Origin of the sequence: Devosia sp. (genome assembly GCF_024707125.1) — a bacterium.
Lineage (GTDB): Bacteria > Pseudomonadota > Alphaproteobacteria > Rhizobiales > Devosiaceae > Devosia.
The window spans coordinates 128675-147780 of the sequence record NZ_JANQAH010000009.1; the positions used below are offsets into that span (position 1 = coordinate 128675).

Here is a 19106-nt window from a genome sequence, read left to right on the forward strand (position 1 = left end):
CCTTGCTGCCTTCCCCTCGGGTGAAGGCTCCTGCTAGGGTAACGCTGGAACGCACCAAAAGTCGACGGACGAGGCATGAGCATCGAAGCGACAGTGAATACCGACATCGTAAGTTGGCTCGAACAGAACCCGCAGATCGAAGTGCTGCACACGGCTGTGTGCGACCTTAACGGCATCATGCGGGGCAAGCGCATCCCCATCGACCAGGCCCGACGGATCGGCGAAAATGGCATCCGCATGCCGTTGTCCATCGTCGGGGTGGACGTGTGGGGCGAGGATATCGTGGGCAATCCCATGGTCTATTCGAGCGGCGACGTCGACGGCATCTGTAGCCCGACCGGCCGCGGCGCCCTGCCGATCAACTGGACGACGCGCCCGAGCGCCATGATCCCGCTCTGGCTGTTCCAGGACACGCGTACCCCTTTCCTCGGCGATCCGCGTCAGGCGCTCGCCCATGTGCTGCGGCGCTATTCCGAGATCGGCCTCAAGCCGGTGGTTGCTACCGAGCTTGAATTCTATCTCGTCGATCCCGACGCCGATTCAGCCACACCGCCGATTTCGCCGTATACGGGAAAACGTCTCGATTCCGACGCCATTCTCTCGCTCGACGAGCTGGAGGATTTTGGCGAGTTTTTCCGCGACGTTTATCTGCAATGCGAGCAGCAGAACGTGCCGGCCGATACGGCCGTGGCCGAAAACGGCGTCGGCCAGTTCGAGATCAATCTGCTGCACACCGACGGATTGAAGGCCGCCGATGACGCGGTGCTGTTCAAACGCATCGTCAAGGGCGTGGCGCGCAAGCACAAACTCGTCGCGACCTTTATGGCAAAACCCTATGGCATGCGTTCGGGCAATGGCTTTCACGTGCATTTCAGCCTCAATGACGCGGCGGGCAACAACGTTTTCGATGACGGCACCGAGACCGGTTCGGACGTGATGCTGCATGCCGTTGGCGGGCTCCTGGCCGGCATGGCGGAATCAACGCTCCTCTTTGCGCCGCATTTCAATTCCTATCGGCGCCTGCGGCCTGACACACATGCGCCGAGCGCGATTTCCTGGGGCTATGAGAACCGCACCACGGCCCTGCGCATCCCCGGCGGCAATCCCAAGGCGCGCCGCATCGAGCATCGCGTTGCCGGGGCCGATGCCAATCCCTATCTCGTGCTCGCCGGCATTTTGGGCGCGGCCCTCGTCGGTATCGAGGATAGCCTCAAACCGCCAAAACCTTTCAAGGGTCGCGCCTATTCCGAGCGCCTGCCGAAACTGCCGGCCGACTGGGCCTCGGCGGTCAACGCCTTTGAAGACGGCGACATGATCCCGCGCATTTTCGATACGACGCTGCATTCCATGTTCGTCGCCTGCAAACGGCAGGAGATCGCCGGCTTTGCCTCGCAGGTGACCGATCTCGAATTCTCGGCCTATCTCGAGGTGGTGTGATGGCCGAAGTTCCGAATGCCAATTCGCCCTATCCGCCGAGCTATTATGCAGCTTCGCGCAACATCATCCGTGAGACAAAGAAACTCGAAGGCGAGGTGACCGCCGATATCGTCGTCGTCGGCGCCGGTTATTCGGGCATGTCGACGGCCATTCACCTGGCCGAGAGCGGATTGAAGGTCGTCGTCGTTGAAGCCGCCGAAGTCGGCTGGGGCGCGTCGGGGCGCAATGGCGGGCAGGTGGTCAACGGGCTCAATGCCAGCCTTGCCACCATCGGCAAGCGCTATGGCGAAAAGACAGCCAATTTTGTCGGCGGTCTCGTGCAGGAAGGCGCCGGGATCATCTATGACTGGGTGGCGCGCTACGGCATCGAGTGCGACCTCAAGCGCGGCAATATCTATGCTGCCTATACAGAACAGCACATGCGCGATCTCGAGGCCAAGAAGGCCCTATGGCAGAGCCATGGCATGGACGATCACGAACTGCTCGACCGCGAGGCGGTCCGCAAGCATATCGGCTCGGACGTCTATGCCGGCGGCATGATCGATCATTCCGGCGCGCATATGCATCCGCTCAACCTTGTGCTCGGCGAAGCCAAGGCATTTGAGGGGCTGGGCGGGGTCATTTATGAGCATTCCCCGGTGACCAAGGTCAGCCAGAGCGCGGACAGCGCCGTGGTGGAGACCGCCGCTGGCCGGGTGACGGCCAAGACCGCCGTCGTCTGCGGCAATGCGTATCTGGGCAATGTCGTGCCCCAGCTCACCGCCCGCGTCATGCCGGTTTCGACCCAGATGATGGCGACAGCCCCGCTCGGCAGGGAACGCGCCGAGGCACTGCTCCCCACCGGCATGTGCGTCGAAGACGTGCGCTACATTCTCGATTATTTCCGCATCAGCGCCGACTATCGCCTGATCTTTGGCGGCGGCGTCGTCTATGGCGGCACCGACCCGGCGGACGTGGTGGCAAAGCTGCGGCCGAACATGGAAAAGGTATTTCCCCAGCTCAAGGGAGAGCGCGTGGACTTCGCCTGGAGCGGCAATTTCGCGCTCTCGTTCTCACGCGTGCCGCAGATGGGGCGCCTGGGCAATCGCATCTATTTCGCCCATGGCTATTCGGGCCATGGCGTCACCGGCTCGCACCTTTTCGGGCGCATTCTCTCCGAAGCCATCAAGGGCGATTTCACCCGCTTCGCCGTCTTTGCCGACTTGCCCTGGATTCCGTTCCCCGGCGGGCGCCTGTTCCGCGCGCAATATTCGACGATCGGCTCGTGGTGGTACGAGTTCAAGGACCGGTTTGGGCTCTAGGGGGAGGCTGAAGTCTCGGTCTTTTCCGGCCGCTGGGGCACGCCGGCATTACCCTCGACGCGATCGCGGAACAAGGTGGCGCGCGCCAAGAGCATCAGTGTCACCGGCGTCGTCAGCGTCACGAAGAGGAAGATGACCAGCTCGTGCACCACCAGCCGCTCGCGCGTCACGGTGAAATAGATGGCGGAGGCGAGAAGGATCAGCCCGCCCCCATGCTGGTGCCCATGGTTGGGCCGTGGATGCGCAGGTAAAAGCTCTTGAGGCGAATGAGGCCGAAGCAGCCGGCCATGGTCAGCAAGGCGCCGAGCACCACGAATGCCGAGACGAGGATCGAGAGCCAGAGCGGCAGATCTGATATCATTCGATCACCTCGCCGCGCATGAGGAACTTTGCCAGCGCCACGGTGCCGACAAAACCCAAGAGGCCCATGAGCATGGCCAATTCGAAATAGACCTGCGAATTGGTGCGAATACCAAGCGTGATCAGCAGCAAGAGCGCGACGACATAGAGCGCGTCGAGGGCGAGGATACGATCCTGCGCGCGGGGGCCGACGACCATGCGGTAGAGCGTTGCCAGCATGCCCAAGCCGAGCATGATCTGGGCTGCCAGCAGGCTCCATTCGAGGATGGCTACGCTCATGGGAAAATCTCCAGCAACAGGGCCTCGTAGCGCTTCTTGACCGTGGCCACCCAGGCGTCTTCGTCAACGAGATCGAAGACATGGATGAGAACGGTGCTGCGCTCGCGGTCATATTCGAGCCAGGCGCTGCCCGGCGTCGCGGTCAGGATCACGGCAAGAATGGCCAAAGCGAAGGGATTTTTGAGGGTCAGGTCCATCTCGATGAACCCGGCCGTCGGGTTGGGGCGCGGATGGAACAGCACCGACATGACCGCCAGGTTCGAGCGTATGATGTCGAGCCCGGCGACGACGATGAGTTGGATGAATTTCAGCGGTCGCCGAATGGTGATGCGTTCCGGGATGATGGCACTCGCGGCCATGGAGACGGCAATGGCGATCACGCCACCGAAGAGGATGTGTCCCAGGCCCGCCGATTGCTGCAGGACCAGCCAGAGAACGAGCAGGAAACCGGCCAGGACCGGATGCGGCAGGAGACGTCTCATGGCGTGTCTTCCTGGGGCAGGACCAGATCGATATAGTTTTGGGGCGCGTGGATGAACGCGGCCGTATCGGCAAAGTAGCTCAGCGCCGGACCAGCGAACACCGCCATCAGCACGCATAACGCCAGCAGCACCATGATCGGACCGATCTCGAGCGGGCGCAGCGCCAGGCCCCCATCATCGGGCAGCGAGGTCCAGAAGATGTTGATGCCGTTGCGTACCATGGCGATAAGCACGAAAAGGCCGGAGACGATCAGCGCCCCGGTGATCCACCATGTGGCGGCCGTCGGTGCATTGTCCGCACCAAAGGCCGCGGACAGCATGGCGAATTTCGAGAGGAAACCCGAGAGCGGTGGGAGGCCGGCCATGACCAGGGCGGCAATGGCGAAGCACCAGCTCAAAAGGGTCGCAGCAGCCGGAAAACTGCGGCTGACTTCCTGGTCCTCGTCGAGCACCTCTTCCTCGTCGCCATAGAATTCGAGCGACACGGCAAGGATCTGCGCTTCGGCCGGAAGGACCTGGTCGATGACATCCTTGAGGAGGAAGAGCGCTCCTGCCGCGAGGGTTGCGACGACAACATAGTAGAGCGCGCCGGTGGTGACCCCCGGCACGTTGTAGGCCACCGCGAGGAGCAGCGTGCCGGCCGAAACGAGGATCAGATAGCTCGCCAGCCGGTCAAGGGCCTTGCTCGAGAGGGCACCGACGCTGCCATAGGCGACCGTCGCAATGCCGAGAACGAAGAGCACGTTCTGCCCGAAGGCCAGTTCCGGGCCGGTCTGATTGGCAAAGACGAGGGTCCAGAGGCGCAGGATGGCGTAAAAGCCGACCTTGGTCATGACCGCAAAGAGTGCGGCCACCGGCGGTGCGGCCGAGGAATAGGTATTGGGCAGCCAAAAGTGCAGCGGCCAGGAGCCAGCCTTGATCAGGAAGGCAATGCCGAGGACGGCAACGCCGGCTTCGAAGAGACCGAGATCATCCGCAGCGATATGCGGCACGGCGCGGGCAATGTCGGCCATGTTGAGCGTGCCGGTGGTGCCATAGATCAGCGCCACGCCGATCAGGAACAGGAAGGACGCAACGAGGTTGATGACGATGTAGTGCATCGCCGCGCGCACGCGATTGCGTCCACCGCCATGCAACGCCAGGCCATAGGACGCGGCCAAAAGCAGCTCGAAGAAGACGAACAGATTGAAAAGGTCGCCGGTGAGGAAGGCGCCGTTGAGCCCCATGACCAGCGCATGGAAGAGGGGGAAGAAATTGGTACCGCGGCTGTGCCAGCGGGCCGAGGCGAAGATGAGCGCGGCCAGCGACAGGATGGAGGTGGTGAGAACCATCACCGCGGCCAATCGATCGGCGACGAGGACAATACCGAAAGGCACTGGCCAATTGCCGAGCGGATAGACCGCAGCGGCAGCCGTGCTCGATTGGGCGAGGACCGTCAGCAACAGGATCGAGACCAGCAACAACAACACGCTGAACCCGATATTGATGCCGATGATGCGGCGATTGCTGCGTCCATCGCCCACGAGCAGGTTGAAAACCATCGCCGCCATGGGAATGAGGATCGGCAGGATGGCGATGTGGTTCATGCCAGTCATCTCAATCCCCCTTTCCATCAACATGGTCGGAGCCGCTGAGCCCGCGGGCGGCGAGCAGCACGACAAGGAACAGGGCCGTCATGGCAAAGCCGATGACGATGGCGGTGAGAACCAGCGCCTGCGGCACTGGGTCGGCATAGTCGGCAATATTGGCATCGGCGCCGGAGAGGATCGGCGCCGCATCCATGCGCAACCGCCCCATTGAGAGAATGAAGAGATTGACCGCATAGGAAACGAGAGACAGGCCGATGATCACCTGGAAGGTACGCGGACGCAGCAAGAGGTAGACGCCGGAAGCGGAGAGCACGCCGATGGCGATGGCGAGGGTCAGTTCCATTTGTCTGCTCCCACACGCTGCTTGGGCTTGTTGGAGCCCGCGACTTTTGGTCGACGAATGGATTGGTGCGCCAGGGCGATCAACATCAGCACAGTCGCGCCGACGACAAGGGCAAAGACGCCAAGATCGAAGATCAGCGCCGTGGCCATCGGCACCTTACCGATCAGCGGAATGTCGGCATAGGCGAAGGCCGAGGTGAGGAAGGGCGCGCCGAGCACCATGGCGCCAAGACCGGTGAGGAGGGCGAGGAGAAGACCCCAGCCGATCCAGAGCAGCGGCAGGATGCGCAGGCGCTCTTCGACCCAGCGTGTGCCCCCGGCGAGATACTGGAGAATAAAGGCCAGCGACATGATGATGCCGGCGATAAAGCCGCCGCCCGGCAGGTCGTGGCCGCGCATCAGCATATAGATGGCGACGACGACGACGACCGGGAACATCCAGTTCATGATCAGTGCCGGTATGCGCAGGAAATCGTCGGCGACGTTATCGCCGGAGCCGGGCGCATAGTCGTCGAGTACGCGCTGTTGCTCGGGCCGCTCGGCGCTGTCCGAAGCCGGGCGGAAGCGACGCAGGAGGCCGAAAACGGTCAGCGCAACGACGCCGAGCACCGTGATTTCGCCCATGGTGTCAAAGCCGCGGAAATCGACCAGCATGACATTGACGACATTGGTACCGCCGCCTTCCTTGTAGGCATTGGCAAGGAAGAAGTCGGAAATGCCCTCGGGCGCCGAGCGCGTCATGATGGCGTAGCTCGCAAGCGCCGTGGCGAGCCCGACCAGCCCGGCGAGGCTCACGTCGCGATAGCGGCGCAGCCGTGCGACGAGCGGCGTGCCTTCGGGCACGGGGCTGCGCTTGGGCAGCCAGCGCAGGCCAAGGAGGATCAGAACGGTCGTGGCGATTTCGGCGAGGAGCTGGGTCAGCGCCAGGTCGGGGGCGGAGAACCATGCAAAGGTGAGACAGGTCGCAAGCCCGGCGCCGCCCATGAGGATCATGGAGGCGAGGCGATGGAACTTTGCCTGCTGCGCCGCCGCAACGGCGCTGATGCCGCCGAGGAGCCAGACGAGCCCGAGAACCGGATCAAAACTGTCGGGCAGCGGCAGATTGCCCATGCGCGTCCAGCCCGCGGCAATGCCGGCTGCCAGCGCAAGGAAGATGACGACGAAAATCTGCGGTTGCAGGCGTTGCGTGCCGAAGGCGCCGACAAGATGGCGGGCCCAGCGATTGGTGGCGGTGACGAGGAGGCGCTCGAAGACGCGCTGGCCGACAAGACCGCGCGTCAAAGGCACGCCATCGACATTCAGCAGGCGCCGGTAGTAGGGCACATAGATGACGGCGCCACCCACCATGGCGATGATGCTCATGATCAGGGGCAGATTAAAGCCGTGCCAGACCGAGAGGCTGTAATAGGGCGTTTCGGCGCCCAGAACCGAACGCACGGCCGCGGCGAGATAGGGCCCGATGGTGATGCCGGGAATGATGCCGACGGCGAGACAGATCAGCACCAGGATTTCGATGGGGCGGCGCATCAGCGCCGGGGGCTCGTGCGGCACTTTTTCAAGCTCTGTCGGCGGCGGCCCGAAGAAGACGCCGTGCACGAATTTTATCGAATAGGCGACGCTGAGCATGCCGGCGAGCGTGGCGCCAATCGGCAGGGAGAGATTGACGAAGACGTTGGGATCGAACTCGGCCGTCTCGGTGAAGAACATTTCCTTCGAAAGGAAGCCGTTGAGCAGCGGCACGCCGGCCATGGCGGCGCTGGCGATGATGGCGAGGGTCGCCGTGAACGGCATGTATTTCCGAAGACCACTCAGCTTGCGCACGTCGCGCGTGCCGGTCTCGTGGTCGATGATGCCCACCGCCATGAAGAGCGACGCCTTGAAGGTGGCGTGATTGGCGATGTGGAAGATGGCGGCAACGGCCGCGAGGGGCGTGCCCATCCCTAAAAGCGTGGTGATGAGCCCGAGATGGGAAATGGTCGAATAGGCGAGCAGCCCCTTGAGGTCGCGCTGGAACAGCGCGGTATAGGCCCCGAAGATGAGCGTCGCGAGCCCTGTATAAGTGACGATCCAGAACCAGAGCTGGTGGTCATGCATGACCGGCCAGAAGCGGGTGAGGATGAAGACGCCCGCCTTCACCATGGTCGCTGAATGGAGATACGCCGAAACCGGGGTCGGCGCGGTCATGGCATTGGGCAGCCAGAACTGGAACGGGAACTGCGCCGACTTGGTGAAGGCGCCGAGCAGGAACAGGATCAGCGCCACCGGATAGAGCGGGCTTTCAACGATCAGCGAGCCCGAGGCCAGGACATCGTCGAGCTCATAGCTGCCGACGATCCGGCCGATGATCAGCATGGACACAAAGAGCGCGAGACCACCGGTGCCGGTGATGATGAGCGCCATGCGCGCGCCGTCGCGGGCATCGCCGCGGTGATACCAGTAACCGATGAGGAGGAACGAGACGAGGCTGGTCAGCTCCCAGAAGATGGCAAGCTGGATGATATTACCCGACATGACGAGGCCGAGCATGGCGCCCATGAAGGCCAGCAGCAGCGCGTGGAAGCGCGCGATGGGATCCTTGGGCGACATGTAGTAGCGCGCATAAAGCACCACCAGAAAGCCGATGCAGGTGATGAGCACGGCAAAGAGCCAGGCAAGCCCATCGAGGCGCAGGGTCAGGTTGAGCCCAAGCTGCGGTATCCATTCGATGCGGCTGATCAGCACTTCGCCATTGGCGATGGAAGGAAAGAGCGCGAGGGACAAAAGACTGAGAATGGCCGCAACGACCGCCGTCACCCAGGCCGCGCCCCGGTATTTTTCACCCGGAGCAGCCAATACAAACACGCTTGCCAGAAATGGCAGAATGCAGAGAAGGGGAAGGGCGAAGTCGGTCGGTATTGAAGGCAGGGGGCCAGTCCTCAGGCTCGAATCTATTGCCAAGGTATAGGGATGCTCACGCCTCCTGAGAAGACCACTTTGGGCTTAACTTGCACGCTGATGTCGTCACATGAAATTCATAGTCCCGCGGCGGGCAGAAATTCTGCCCGCTTCAGGTCAATTTGGCGCGGATGCGACGGGATATCGCATCGATGATCGAAACGGTGACGAGGATCAGCAGGATGATGAAAGCGGCTTCCTGCCAGTTGTTGATGCGCATGCGATCGGACAGTTGCAGGCCAATGCCCCCCGCCCCGACAATGCCGAGAATGGTGGCCGAACGGACATTGGATTCGAAGAAATAGAGCACGTGGCTCATCATCACCGGAAAGACCTGCGGAAAGACACCGAGCCGCATGACATGAAGGCCGGAGCCGCCTGAGGCGCGCACGCCATCGACCGGCTTCTTGTCGACATTCTCGATGGCCTCGGCAAAGAGTTTTCCCAAAACCATGACGTCGCCGACGGCGATGGCGAGGACACCGGCAAAGGGGCCAAGCCCCACGGCCGAGACGAAGATAAGCGCCCAGACGAGACCGTCGATGCCGCGGAATGCGTCGAAGAAGCGACGCAGGCCAAAATGGAAGAACCAGTTGGGCACGATGTTCTTGGCGCCAAGGAACCCCAGCGGCACGGCAAGCACGGCGGCAATGACGGTGCCGAGGAACGCCATGGCAAGCGTTTCGAGCATGGCGCGCAGATAGTCCCAAAGGCCGTCGCCGGGCCAGGGCGGGATCATTAGCACGACCAGCATGCCGAGCTTGTTCAGCCCATTGATGATCCGCATGGGGGAGGCGTCGATCCACCAGAGCCCGAAAGCAAAAACGGCGAGAAAAGCGGTCCAGAGGCCCCAACCGCGAACGCGCTCCACGAGCGGCCGGCTAAAAATCTCGGGATTGGAGCGGCGAAGGCGGGAAATGTCGGCGTGCTGAGCGGTGTTCATGGCTTAGGCACTCGCTGCAAGATCGTGGCCGATAAGGCGATGGCGGATGGTTTCGCAGATGATGTCGATTACCGAGGTCGTCAGGATCAAAAGCAGCATGATGGCCGAGATGTCGGTATATTCGAACTGGCGGATGGCGACATAGAGGTCTTCGCCGATGCCGCCGGCGCCGACGAGGCCGAGAGCCGAGGCGCCGCGTACATTGATTTCGAGGCGCAGCAGCAGGTAGCTGGCATAATTGGGCAGGGCCTGCGGCACGACGCCCAGACGCATGATCATCGGCCAATTGCCGCCCGAAGCGCGTACGCCTTCGATGGGACGCGGATCGACGTTTTCATTGACCTCGGCAAAGAGCTTTCCAAGCGAGCCGGCCGTGTGCACCGCAATGGCCAAAACGCCGGCAAAGGGACCAAGACCGAAGGCGAAGACAAAGATCAGCGCAAAGACCAGTTCGGGCACAGTGCGGCAGAATTCGAGGGTGCGGCGCGCGGCAAAATAGATGACGGTATTTTCAACGAGGTTCCGCGAGGCCGGAAAACAGAGCGCCAGCGCGAGGACGCCGCCAAGGACAGTGCCGACAAAGCCCATGAGAATGGTTTCAACGAGCAGCCGCAGCCAGAAGCGCAGGCCCCAATACCATTCGGCAAGATCGCCCCAGAGATTTTCCAGCGTCAGCTTTGGCAACGTGCCCGCGATATAGTTCCAGGCCATGGGCAGGCCTTTTATGAGGCCGGGAATGCTGAAATCGCTGACGGCAATGGAGCCAATGAGCGCGGCGAGGAACAGCGCGCCATAAAACAGGGTCCAGTTGCGGCGGGTAAACTGCTGCTGGCGATAGCGCCCTTCGAACGAGAGGAGGCGCTCCTCACGCGTCGTCGATGACAGCAGGCCATTGGTGGGGGTCAAAGTGGACACGGGGGCCCTCTCAAATGAAAAAGACCGGCGCACGGGACGCGCGCCGGTCAGTTGGAAAGCGATCAGTTGCCGTTCTTGCGGCGCTGTTCGGCGTTGAATTCGGTGATGGCGACGACGTCGAGATAGTCTTCGTGCTTGGCTTCGACATAGCCGCTCGAGGTACCGTTGCTGTAGGTCGCAAAGCCTTCCGGGTCCTTTTCCGGGAAGGCCATCAGGGCGGCCTTGAACTCGTCTTGCAGTTCCTGGGGGAGCGTCGTGTTGATCATCACCGGGGTGTTGGGGATGACGGGCGAGGTCCAGATGATGCGGGTCGAACCGGGCTGGATCAGGCCCTTCTTTTCCATGGTCTGGATATTGCCGGCCGTCTCGTTGCGCCAGTGGGTAGCGACAGCTTCAAAAGTGCCGTTGACCAGCGCCATGACGCTCTGCTCGTGGCCGCCGGAGAAGGCGACTTCGCTGAAATAGTCGTCGGCCGAGGTCTTGAGCTCGGTCGAGAGATAATAGGAGGGGACGGCATAGCCCGAGGTCGAGTTCGGGTCGGCAAAGGCGAAGGACTTGCCCTTGATGTCTTCAAGAGTCTGGTAGGGGCTGTCGGCGCGCACCGCGATGACGGAGTAGTAGCCGAGGTTGCCATCCTGATCGAGCGTCACGGCAACGGGCGCAATTTCGTCGCCCATGACCTTGCGCGCCAGCGCATAGGCAGCCGGGCCGACCGACGCGATCTGCACGTGACCAGAACGCATGGCTTCGATGACGGCGGCATAGTCCGTGCCGCGGATCATTTTCACCGGCACGCCCAGCTCGCGGCTGAGATAGTCGGCATAGGGCTGGTTGCGGGCGATGGCATCGGTTTCGTTTTCGCCCGAGGAGATACCGATGGTCAGCTCGGGATATTCCGAGCGCCAGTCCTGCGCGAGGACCGGGGAAACGAGGGCGAGCGAAACCAGCGCAGCCGCAAGGCCGCGACGCGTCAAGGTGAGCATTGGTGAAACTCCGGGTTGGGAAAGAAAGGGGCTCTAGTGAGCCACCTCCATCTGTCGTCCTGCGGGACTGGTTCCAGCCATTGTGGAAGTCAGGTTTTCGTCCACGGCTGTTTCGGTATCGTCACCGTAGATCTCCTGAATCACGGAAGAGGTGAGCTGGCTCGGCGTGCCGTCAAAGACGACCCGGCCCTGCGCCATGCCTACGATGCGGTCGCAATAGGCGCGGGCGGCATCGAGCGTGTGGAGATTGGTGATGACGGTAATCTTGTCCTGGCGGTTGATGGTGCGCAGCGCGTCCATCACCAGGCGCGCATTGCGCGGGTCGAGCGAGGCAATCGGCTCGTCGGCCAGAATGAGGCTCGGCTTCTGCATCAGGGCGCGGGCAATGGCGACACGCTGCTGCTGGCCGCCCGAGAGCGTATCGGCGCGCTGCAGCGCCTGGGATAAAAGGTCCAGCCGATCGAGCGCCATGGCGGCATTGGCCCGATCCTCGACTGGAAAGCGTTTTAACATGACCGGCAGTGTCGCCGCAGTGCCGATGCGGCCGATCATGACGTTGGTGAGCACGTCGAGACGGTTCACGAGATTGAACTGCTGAAAAATCATGGCGCAGCGGGCACGCCAGGCCCGCAATGCCTTGCCTTCAAGGGCGCCGACATCGGTGTCGCCAAAACTGATGCGGCCCTCGCTGACGCCTGCGAGGCGGTTGATGAGACGGAGAAGGGTCGACTTGCCGGCGCCCGAGCGCCCGATAATACCGACCATCTGGCCCGGGGCGAAGGAGAGCGACACATTGTTGACGGCAATCGTGTCGCCAAAAACCTTGGTGACCTTCTTCAGTTCCAGCATGACGCACCCTGCCGTGTTTCCAGCAATTTCACCGACACAGTGAAATTGGCCTCAACTCTTGCTCTATGCTTAGGACTCTAACCCGCCTCAATGACACGATTAACTCATTCGAATGACTGTCTCGTGACGCGTGGAAACGCCTGAAATCGCCAACGTGCCATCGGAATGGACGAACCGGCCGCGCGACAGAGTGGCATGGACGCGACCGACGCCGGTATCGCTGGCGACGAGGAGATCGGCGCGGAGGCCAACACGGATTTCGCCGCGATCTTCGAGGCCGAGCGCGCGGGCCGGATTGAGCGAGGTGAGTTTTGCCGCGCCCGGCAAGCCATTGGGATCGGTCTTGCCCAGCACCAGCACGGCCGGGAGCATGGCCGAGGGATGGTAATCGGCGGCGAGGAGGTCGAGCACGCCGGCTTCGTGCGCTTCGCGCGCCGAGAGATTGCCGGAATAGGACTGGCCGCGCAGCGCGTTCGGCGCGCCCATAGCATTGAGCATGCCCCGGCGATTTGCTTCCTTCGCGGCCTCGAGCGTCACCGGAAACTCGGAAATATTGGCGCCGAGGGAATCCATCAGCTCCACTTTTTCGACCGTGTCGTCATCGTGGCTCGCCACCGGCACGCCATGCAGCGCGCAATATTGGGTAATGGCGCGGAGAGTCGCGGTCATGTCGCCGGCCGTTTCCTGGCGATCCCTGATGCGCTGCTGCAATTGTTCGGCCGCAGCTTCGAGCGAAATGCCCTTGTTCTTGGAGATGTTGGCGGCCTGCAATTCGAGGTTGCGATACTGACCCTGCCCCGGCGTGTGATCGCAGAGCGAGACGAGATCGACCGAGCCCTCGCCGACCAGTTCCTTCACGACGGACAAGGCGGCCGGAAAAGTCACTTCAAACCGTGCATGCACGCGATGGTCGATGAGGAGGTTCGGCCGCGCCGCGACGACGGCGCGGATCATCTCGCTCGTGAAATCATAGGAGCGCATATGGCCATAGGTGGAGCCCGGCGCGAAGGAGAGCGAGGCATAGGCCGTGGTGATGCCTGCAGTTGCGAGCTTCATGTCGAGATCGCGGAGGCCCATTTCCATCGGCATGCGCACGCCCGGGCGCGGCTCGATTTCGCGCTCGATCATGTCGCCATGCATATCGATCATGCCCGGCATCAGGAGGAGGCCGTGACCGTCCACGTCGGCATTGGCAACCGGCGTTTCGCTGATTTCTGCGATGACGCCATCTTCGATTTTGACGGCACCGTTTTCGATGACGCGGTCGGCGAGGACGATACGGAAATTAGAGAGCCACATTTTCTTCTTCCTCGCTCTGGTCGGCAACGACACGAGTATTGAGATTGATTTCGCGGGTGATCAACTGGGCGACATCGCCCGGATGGTGGAACACGCCGATGATGGCGACGCCCTGCCCCTTCAAATCCGAGAGCCGGCGCACGAGCGCGGCGCGGGCGCCAACGTCGAGCGAAGCTGTCGGCTCGTCCAGCAGCAGCAGTTTTTGCGGCAGGATGAGCGCACGGGCCAAATTGACCTTCTGCTGCTCGCCACCCGAAAAGGTCGAGGGATAGGCGCGCCAGAGTTCTGGACGCACGCCGAACTGGTCGAGCCAGTGCCGGGCTTGATCCAGCGCCTCGGCCTGCGATGTGCCGGCGAGAAGCAGCGGCTCGGCGACGATATCCTGGGCCGCAACGCGCGGACGGGCGTTGAGGAACTGCGTCACAAAGCCGATTTCCTCGCGGCGAAGCAGCGCGATATCGACATCGGCCGCATTGGCGAGGTCGATTTCGCCATGGTTGGACCGGTACCAGACATGACCGCCGACCGGCAGATAGCTGCGCCAGATGGTGCGCAGCAGCGTCGACTTGCCGGCGCCGTTGTGCCCGCGCAGCAGCAGGAATTCGCCTTCATGAAGGTCAAAGCTGACCCCTTCAAAGGCATGCAGCATGCTGTCGAGGTGATACATGCGAAAAGTCTTGGTCAGGCCGTCGACACGCAGGAGGGGAGTGGAAGTCATGGCCTGTCCTCAGAGCTTTGCGTGTACGAGTTGCTGGGTATAGGGGTGCTGCGGGTCCTGGAACACCTGATCGGCAAGACCCTGCTCCACCACCTCGCCGTGGCGCATGACCATGACGCGGTCGGCCATCGTGCGGATGACGCCCAGATCGTGGCTGACCAGCACCATGGTGATCTTCCGGTCGCGCTGCAGGCGCTTTAGCGTATCGAGCACCAGCGCCTGCACGGAAACGTCGAGACCGGTGGTCGGCTCGTCGAGCAGCAGCAGGGCCGGTTCGAGCGCGATGGCCTTGGCCAATTGCACGCGTTGCTGCATGCCGCCGGAAAGTTCGATCGGGCGGGCGTCCATGCGCGAAAGCGGAAATTCGGAAGCATCGAGAGCTTCGCGCGCCTTGGCGCGGAGCACCTCAAAGCTGCGTTCGCCGGCGATGAGCAGACGCTCAGCGACATTGCCGCTCGAGGAGTGCTTCATCAGCAGGCCCAGATGCGGGTTCTGGTAGACGATGCCGATATGGCGCGCGCAGAGCATGCGTCGCTCATAGCGCGTCAGGTCGAAGAGATTGCCGTCATCGCGGTTGGGGAGGCGCAGGGTGTAGTCGCCGTGATCAGGCGTATCCTCGAGGTTCATCATCCGCAGCAGCGTCGATTTTCCCGAGCCGCTTTCCCCGACAATGCCCATGACTTCGCCAGGATAGACCGTGGCGTCGACATGGCGCAGGGCGCGGACATCACCGTAGGTTTTGGAAATGTCGCGCATGGTGAGAAGCGGTTCAGCCCGCATCAGGCGCGGTTCGGCGCGGGTCAGCGCCGCGGGGCTCATATCGAGGCTCATGCCGAAAACTCCCCATTGCGATACCAGGTTTTGCCGATCTCGACCGGCGCGCCTTCCGCCTGCTGAATGGCCTTGATGCCAAGATTGCTGTCGGACACTTCAAAGGCCGAACCGCCGCCATCGACGGGCAATTCGTTCATGAAATAGCCCGAGACGCCGGAGCGTCGGCAGGTGAGGTCGGCATGGTGCTCGACCTGATAGGGGCGATCCGAAAAGACCAGCGGCTCGACGCGGGTAAAGGGCGGCACGGCGAACAGCCGCTTTTCCCGGCCCGCAGAGAGGAAGGTGAGGTGCTTGGCCATGTTGAGCTTTGGTACGTCCCAGCGCGGAATGGGCGAGGGTGTCATCACGTGGCGGCCATTGACCATGGAGGGGTAGCCGGCACCCTGCATGATCCTGCCCTTGCGAACGATCTGCTCGTAAAGCGTCAGCCAGAGTTTTCCGTAGTCGGCATCGGCATGCATCTGCCGGGCGATGGAAATGTTGGGCTCGACCCCGCGCAGCGGCTCGGGATTGGGCACCTGCAGCACGAGGATCTGGTCCTCGCGCATCACCTCTTCGGGCACGCGGTGACGCGACTGCACAATGGAGGCGGCGAGGGTGTCCCAGGTTTCCCCGGCGCCCGAAACGCGCGAAATGAAGCGGCGGATCGAGGCGGCGTTGACGCCATCATCGGCACCCTGGTCGATCACTTTCACCACCGAAGTCGGGTTGACCAGCGTGAGGGTCACCTGCAACCCGCCCGTGCCCCAGCCACGGGCCATCGGCACTTCACGGCTGGCATAGGGCATCTGGCAGCCGGGCACGGCGATGGCCTTGAGCATTTTTCGACGCAGCTCGCGCTTGGCCGAGGCATCGAGGAAGCCATAGCTGGTCGCAGACCAGGGTTTTGTCAGGGATGAAAGACTCATTCTGCGGGCTCCGTCTGGCGCTCGACAGCGCCCTTCTGTTCGGCTGCTGCCTTCTGGGCCTTGGCATCGCGCATGGCGTCGAGCGTCGACTGGAAGGTCACGTAGTGCGGCAGCTTGAAGTGGATGCAGAAGCCCGAGGCCTCTACGCTTTCGGTGTGATACAGATAAAATTCTTCGTGGACGGGCGAGCCAACCGGGGCTTCGGCGGAGTTGAGATCGAGCGTTGCCGCCGCGATCACCTTTACTTCGTTCCAGCCGAAGGTCGCGGCAAAGCCAAGATCGAGGAACCCGCCCTTTTCCTTCGACGTCACTTCGGCCTGGCTGACGCGCACGCGCCCGGCGGAAAACTCGGTGCCGCGCGGATGGCGCACCACCACTTCGGCTTCGCCCAAGCGCAGTTCATTGACCGTCGGATGGGCATTGCCGTAGCCGCGCATGGCCGAATAGCCGAGGGCAAGCACGCCACCGGTTTCGGCACGCGCCAGGCTTTGCAGGCGATGCGCACGCGAGGCCGGAAAGAGGAGCGGTTCACGCGTCAGGTCCGGGATGTCTTCTAAGGCCACATCGGCTTCGCTCGTAGGAGCAAGCAGCCCTTGCTGGCGCTGCCAATCGGCGAGCGACGGCTGTTGGGCCGGTGCCGGTTTTGCCGCTGCATCAACGGCCGGCGGCGCATAGGGTTTTCCTTCGAGCACGTCGGTCGCGAGCACGCGGTGCGAGTAGTCGAGGGTCGGTCCCAGAATCTGGCCGCCGGGAATATCCTTGAACGCTGCCGAAATGCGGCGCTGCGTGAGAATTTCGTCCTGCTGCACCGGGCGGGCGATGGTGATGCGCGGCTGGGTCGTGCGCCAGGCGCGCAGCACCAGCACGGCTTCCGACAGTTCGCCGCCGGTCTGGGCCAGAGCTAGCGCCGCGAGTTCCTCGCTATAGAGCGAGGCTTCGCCCATCACGCGGTCGATGAGATAGGGCATGGTCTGCTTGATGGTCTCGACGCGGTTTGCATCGATCGTGCCCAGATCCTGTCGGAAGAGGCGCTCGGCCTGTTCGATGGCCTTTTCGCCACCGCGGGTTGCTACATATGCCATTACAGCACCTCCACCAGGGTCGAGCGCGGAATGCCGATGGCCGAACGGCCATCAACGAGGAGCATGTCAAAGCCTTCGGGATAGGCGCAGAGCATGGCGCGCATGGCCCAGAAACCTGACGAAACGCCGAGGGAAAGTTCCAAAAACCCATCGACACCCGGGCCGGAAAGCCGCACGCGCTGGCCCACGCCATGGCGGACTTGGGCAACCAGCGTCGCCCCGTCATCGGGATAAAGCGCGCTACCGCAGCGGAGGGCGACAAGCCGAGCTTCGGCGCCCTCGAGCGAGGAGAGGAACACATGGTCGGCCTCAGAAATATCGTCGGCCTGAAGCGCGCCGGTCGCCGCGATCTGCGCCCGGAGGGCCGGATCGTCCGAAAAGACGGTGCATTCTAGATCGACCAGCGTTTCGGCGATGGCGGCGAGGCCGGCTTCGGGCAGTTCTCTGATATCCCCGGGGCGCGAAAGGGCCCACATCAGCGCCTCAAAAGTGGCGTTGGCGCGCATTTCAATGGCGTCGGGAGGAGCAACGGTCAGCATCAGAACGTCTCCATTTCAACGCGCGTGGCTTCCACCTGCCGCATGCGGGCAGTGTCTTCAGCGGCCTGATGCGCGCGTTCTTCGGCGAGAAAGGTCGTTATGGCCGGTTGTTCGCCGGTCGCGGCAAGGCGCAGGTCGACGACGGCCATGGCCATGGCGCGTTCGAGATCGCGCCCGGTCACCATGCCATAGCCGACATAGCCGGCGGCATCGGCGATATGCGCCTCGCTGACCAGCACTTCGCCGAGGTGAAAATCGACATTTTCGACCGTGTCGCGCATTGGGACCATGACGAGCCCGGTGCGATTGGTGATGACCGAAATCTCGCCCACGCCCTCAAGCAAGGTTTCGGCTAGCGCTTTCAGAAGTGCCGGCCGCGCCCGCGCCAGAATGTCGAGCGTCGCTCCGTGAGTGGAGCCACCCGATGGTGTCTCGTTAAACATCATTGTCTCTTTCGGTGGTAAGCACGGTCGGCTGGTCGGTTTCGAAGGTGAACTGCACCCGGTCGCCCGCCCACACAGCCTCGGAAAATCCAATCGGTCGCCCATCGAGATCGGCGTCGACCTTTTGCACCACGAGCACCGACTGGCCGGCGCGCAGCATCAACATGCTCGCCTCGCTTTCGGAGGCGAGGCGCGTGAAGACAGTGGTGCGCAGGCGCCGGTAATCGATGATGCCGTAGGAATGATAGACTTTTGTGATCGACGACAGTTCCCGCCGCCGCTCCGGCAGGTCGGGGAAGCGGGTGGTGTCGTGATAGGCCCAGCCGATGCTGATCGGCAGGTCATTGGCAAAGCCGCGCCAGGAGCGGGCAAAAACCTTGGCCTCGGGCTCGATGCCCAATGCCGAGGCGACGCGCTTGCTCGCCGGAATGGTCATTTCCGCAAGCGTTTCGCCCGACGCGGTCAAACCCTGCGACATCAGGTTTTCGTGGAAACGCGTGCGCGAACCGATGACGTAGTTGAGGAGCGGCGCGCGCTCGACAAAGGTGCCGCGGCCATGTTCGACGCGCAGCTTGCCTTCGCTGACGAGGGCCGCCAGCGCCTTGCGCAGCGAGTGGCGTCGCGTGCCATAGAGCAGGCAAAGCTCGGGCTCGGACGGCAGGCGCGCATCCGGCGCAAGACGTCCCGTGGTAATTTCTTCGCTGATCCGATCCCGGGTTTCCTCCCAGGAATGGCCTTGATTCCGCATTGCACCAACTCATTCGAATGAGCTGGTTTTAGTCGGGGTCAATGACACGCGCGTGACACGGCGCGGACCAACCATGCGACGGTCCGGCTTTAGCAGCGCCATTCGAAAAACCGATGACGCC

At 62.6% G+C, this 19106-nt stretch carries 19 protein-coding genes and 1 pseudogene; 2 read left to right on the forward strand and 18 right to left on the reverse strand.

Annotated elements, in window-relative coordinates; genetic code table 11:
* Window positions 1–75 precede the first annotated feature (75 nt).
* Window positions 76–1437: a glutamine synthetase family protein gene (locus tag NVV77_RS10525; protein ID WP_295412786.1), complete on the forward strand. Its 1362-nt coding sequence runs from the start codon at window positions 76–78 to the stop codon at window positions 1435–1437.
* Window positions 1437–2738, forward strand: coding sequence for an FAD-binding oxidoreductase (locus tag NVV77_RS10530; RefSeq protein WP_295412789.1), 1302 nt, complete (start codon window positions 1437–1439; stop codon window positions 2736–2738). The genes NVV77_RS10525 and NVV77_RS10530 overlap by 1 nt, the downstream gene beginning before the upstream one ends.
* Here the strand turns inward: NVV77_RS10530 and mnhG are convergent.
* The 18 genes and pseudogenes from mnhG to phnF form a co-directional block, all read right to left on the reverse strand.
* Window positions 2735–3099, reverse strand: a pseudogene (mnhG, locus tag NVV77_RS10535) (monovalent cation/H(+) antiporter subunit G). The gene NVV77_RS10530 and the pseudogene mnhG sit on opposite strands and share 4 nt — an antisense overlap.
* Window positions 3096–3377, reverse strand: a complete 282-nt coding sequence (locus NVV77_RS10540; RefSeq protein ID WP_295412792.1) for a K+/H+ antiporter subunit F — start codon at window positions 3375–3377, stop codon at window positions 3096–3098. Before NVV77_RS10540 ends, mnhG begins: the two are co-directional and overlap by 4 nt.
* Window positions 3374–3859 (reverse strand): Na+/H+ antiporter subunit E, encoded by a 486-nt coding sequence (locus NVV77_RS10545; RefSeq protein ID WP_295412795.1) that lies wholly within the window; start codon window positions 3857–3859, stop codon window positions 3374–3376. Before NVV77_RS10545 ends, NVV77_RS10540 begins: the two co-directional genes overlap by 4 nt.
* Window positions 3856–5445: a monovalent cation/H+ antiporter subunit D gene (locus NVV77_RS10550; protein ID WP_295414428.1), complete on the reverse strand. Its 1590-nt coding sequence runs from the start codon at window positions 5443–5445 to the stop codon at window positions 3856–3858. The genes NVV77_RS10545 and NVV77_RS10550 overlap by 4 nt, the downstream gene beginning before the upstream one ends.
* Before the next feature lie 10 nt (window positions 5446–5455).
* The gene (locus NVV77_RS10555) at window positions 5456–5791 is read right to left on the reverse strand and encodes a Na+/H+ antiporter subunit C (protein WP_295412798.1); all 336 of its coding nucleotides are present in this window, start codon (window positions 5789–5791) and stop codon (window positions 5456–5458) included.
* The gene (locus NVV77_RS10560; protein ID WP_367178626.1) at window positions 5782–8685 is read right to left on the reverse strand and encodes a monovalent cation/H+ antiporter subunit A; all 2904 of its coding nucleotides are present in this window, start codon (window positions 8683–8685) and stop codon (window positions 5782–5784) included. Before NVV77_RS10560 ends, NVV77_RS10555 begins: the two co-directional genes overlap by 10 nt.
* 151 nt (window positions 8686–8836) lie before the next feature.
* On the reverse strand, window positions 8837–9667 hold the full coding sequence (gene phnE, locus NVV77_RS10565; RefSeq protein ID WP_295412803.1) for a phosphonate ABC transporter, permease protein PhnE: 831 nt from the start codon (window positions 9665–9667) through the stop codon (window positions 8837–8839).
* 3 nt (window positions 9668–9670) lie between these two features.
* Window positions 9671–10582, reverse strand: coding sequence for a phosphonate ABC transporter, permease protein PhnE (gene phnE, locus NVV77_RS10570; RefSeq protein WP_295412804.1), 912 nt, complete (start codon window positions 10580–10582; stop codon window positions 9671–9673).
* Between the two features lie 62 nt (window positions 10583–10644).
* On the reverse strand, window positions 10645–11565 hold the full coding sequence (gene phnD, locus NVV77_RS10575; protein ID WP_295412807.1) for a phosphonate ABC transporter substrate-binding protein: 921 nt from the start codon (window positions 11563–11565) through the stop codon (window positions 10645–10647).
* 33 nt (window positions 11566–11598) lie between these two features.
* Complete coding sequence (phnC, locus tag NVV77_RS10580) at window positions 11599–12414, reverse strand: phosphonate ABC transporter ATP-binding protein (protein ID WP_295412810.1); 816 nt, start codon at window positions 12412–12414, stop codon at window positions 11599–11601.
* A gap of 99 nt (window positions 12415–12513) precedes the next feature.
* The gene (locus NVV77_RS10585) at window positions 12514–13713 is read right to left on the reverse strand and encodes an alpha-D-ribose 1-methylphosphonate 5-triphosphate diphosphatase (RefSeq protein WP_295412812.1); all 1200 of its coding nucleotides are present in this window, start codon (window positions 13711–13713) and stop codon (window positions 12514–12516) included.
* A complete protein-coding gene (locus tag NVV77_RS10590) occupies window positions 13700–14431 on the reverse strand; it encodes a phosphonate C-P lyase system protein PhnL (protein ID WP_295412813.1) in 732 nt (243 codons plus the stop codon). The genes NVV77_RS10585 and NVV77_RS10590 overlap by 14 nt, the downstream gene beginning before the upstream one ends.
* A 9-nt stretch (window positions 14432–14440) precedes the next feature.
* Window positions 14441–15262, reverse strand: a complete 822-nt coding sequence (locus NVV77_RS10595; protein ID WP_295412815.1) for an ATP-binding cassette domain-containing protein — start codon at window positions 15260–15262, stop codon at window positions 14441–14443.
* On the reverse strand, window positions 15259–16173 hold the full coding sequence (locus NVV77_RS10600; protein WP_295412817.1) for an alpha-D-ribose 1-methylphosphonate 5-phosphate C-P-lyase PhnJ: 915 nt from the start codon (window positions 16171–16173) through the stop codon (window positions 15259–15261). The genes NVV77_RS10595 and NVV77_RS10600 overlap by 4 nt, the downstream gene beginning before the upstream one ends.
* On the reverse strand, window positions 16170–17255 hold the full coding sequence (locus NVV77_RS10605) for a carbon-phosphorus lyase complex subunit PhnI (RefSeq protein WP_295412819.1): 1086 nt from the start codon (window positions 17253–17255) through the stop codon (window positions 16170–16172). The genes NVV77_RS10600 and NVV77_RS10605 overlap by 4 nt, the downstream gene beginning before the upstream one ends.
* Window positions 17255–17794: a phosphonate C-P lyase system protein PhnH gene (phnH, locus tag NVV77_RS10610; RefSeq protein WP_295412820.1), complete on the reverse strand. Its 540-nt coding sequence runs from the start codon at window positions 17792–17794 to the stop codon at window positions 17255–17257. Before phnH ends, NVV77_RS10605 begins: the two co-directional genes overlap by 1 nt.
* Window positions 17794–18237: a phosphonate C-P lyase system protein PhnG gene (locus NVV77_RS10615; protein ID WP_295412822.1), complete on the reverse strand. Its 444-nt coding sequence runs from the start codon at window positions 18235–18237 to the stop codon at window positions 17794–17796. The genes phnH and NVV77_RS10615 overlap by 1 nt, the downstream gene beginning before the upstream one ends.
* Window positions 18230–18985, reverse strand: a complete 756-nt coding sequence (phnF, locus tag NVV77_RS10620) for a phosphonate metabolism transcriptional regulator PhnF (RefSeq protein WP_295412824.1) — start codon at window positions 18983–18985, stop codon at window positions 18230–18232. The genes NVV77_RS10615 and phnF overlap by 8 nt, the downstream gene beginning before the upstream one ends.
* Between the last annotated feature and the right edge of the window lie 121 nt (window positions 18986–19106).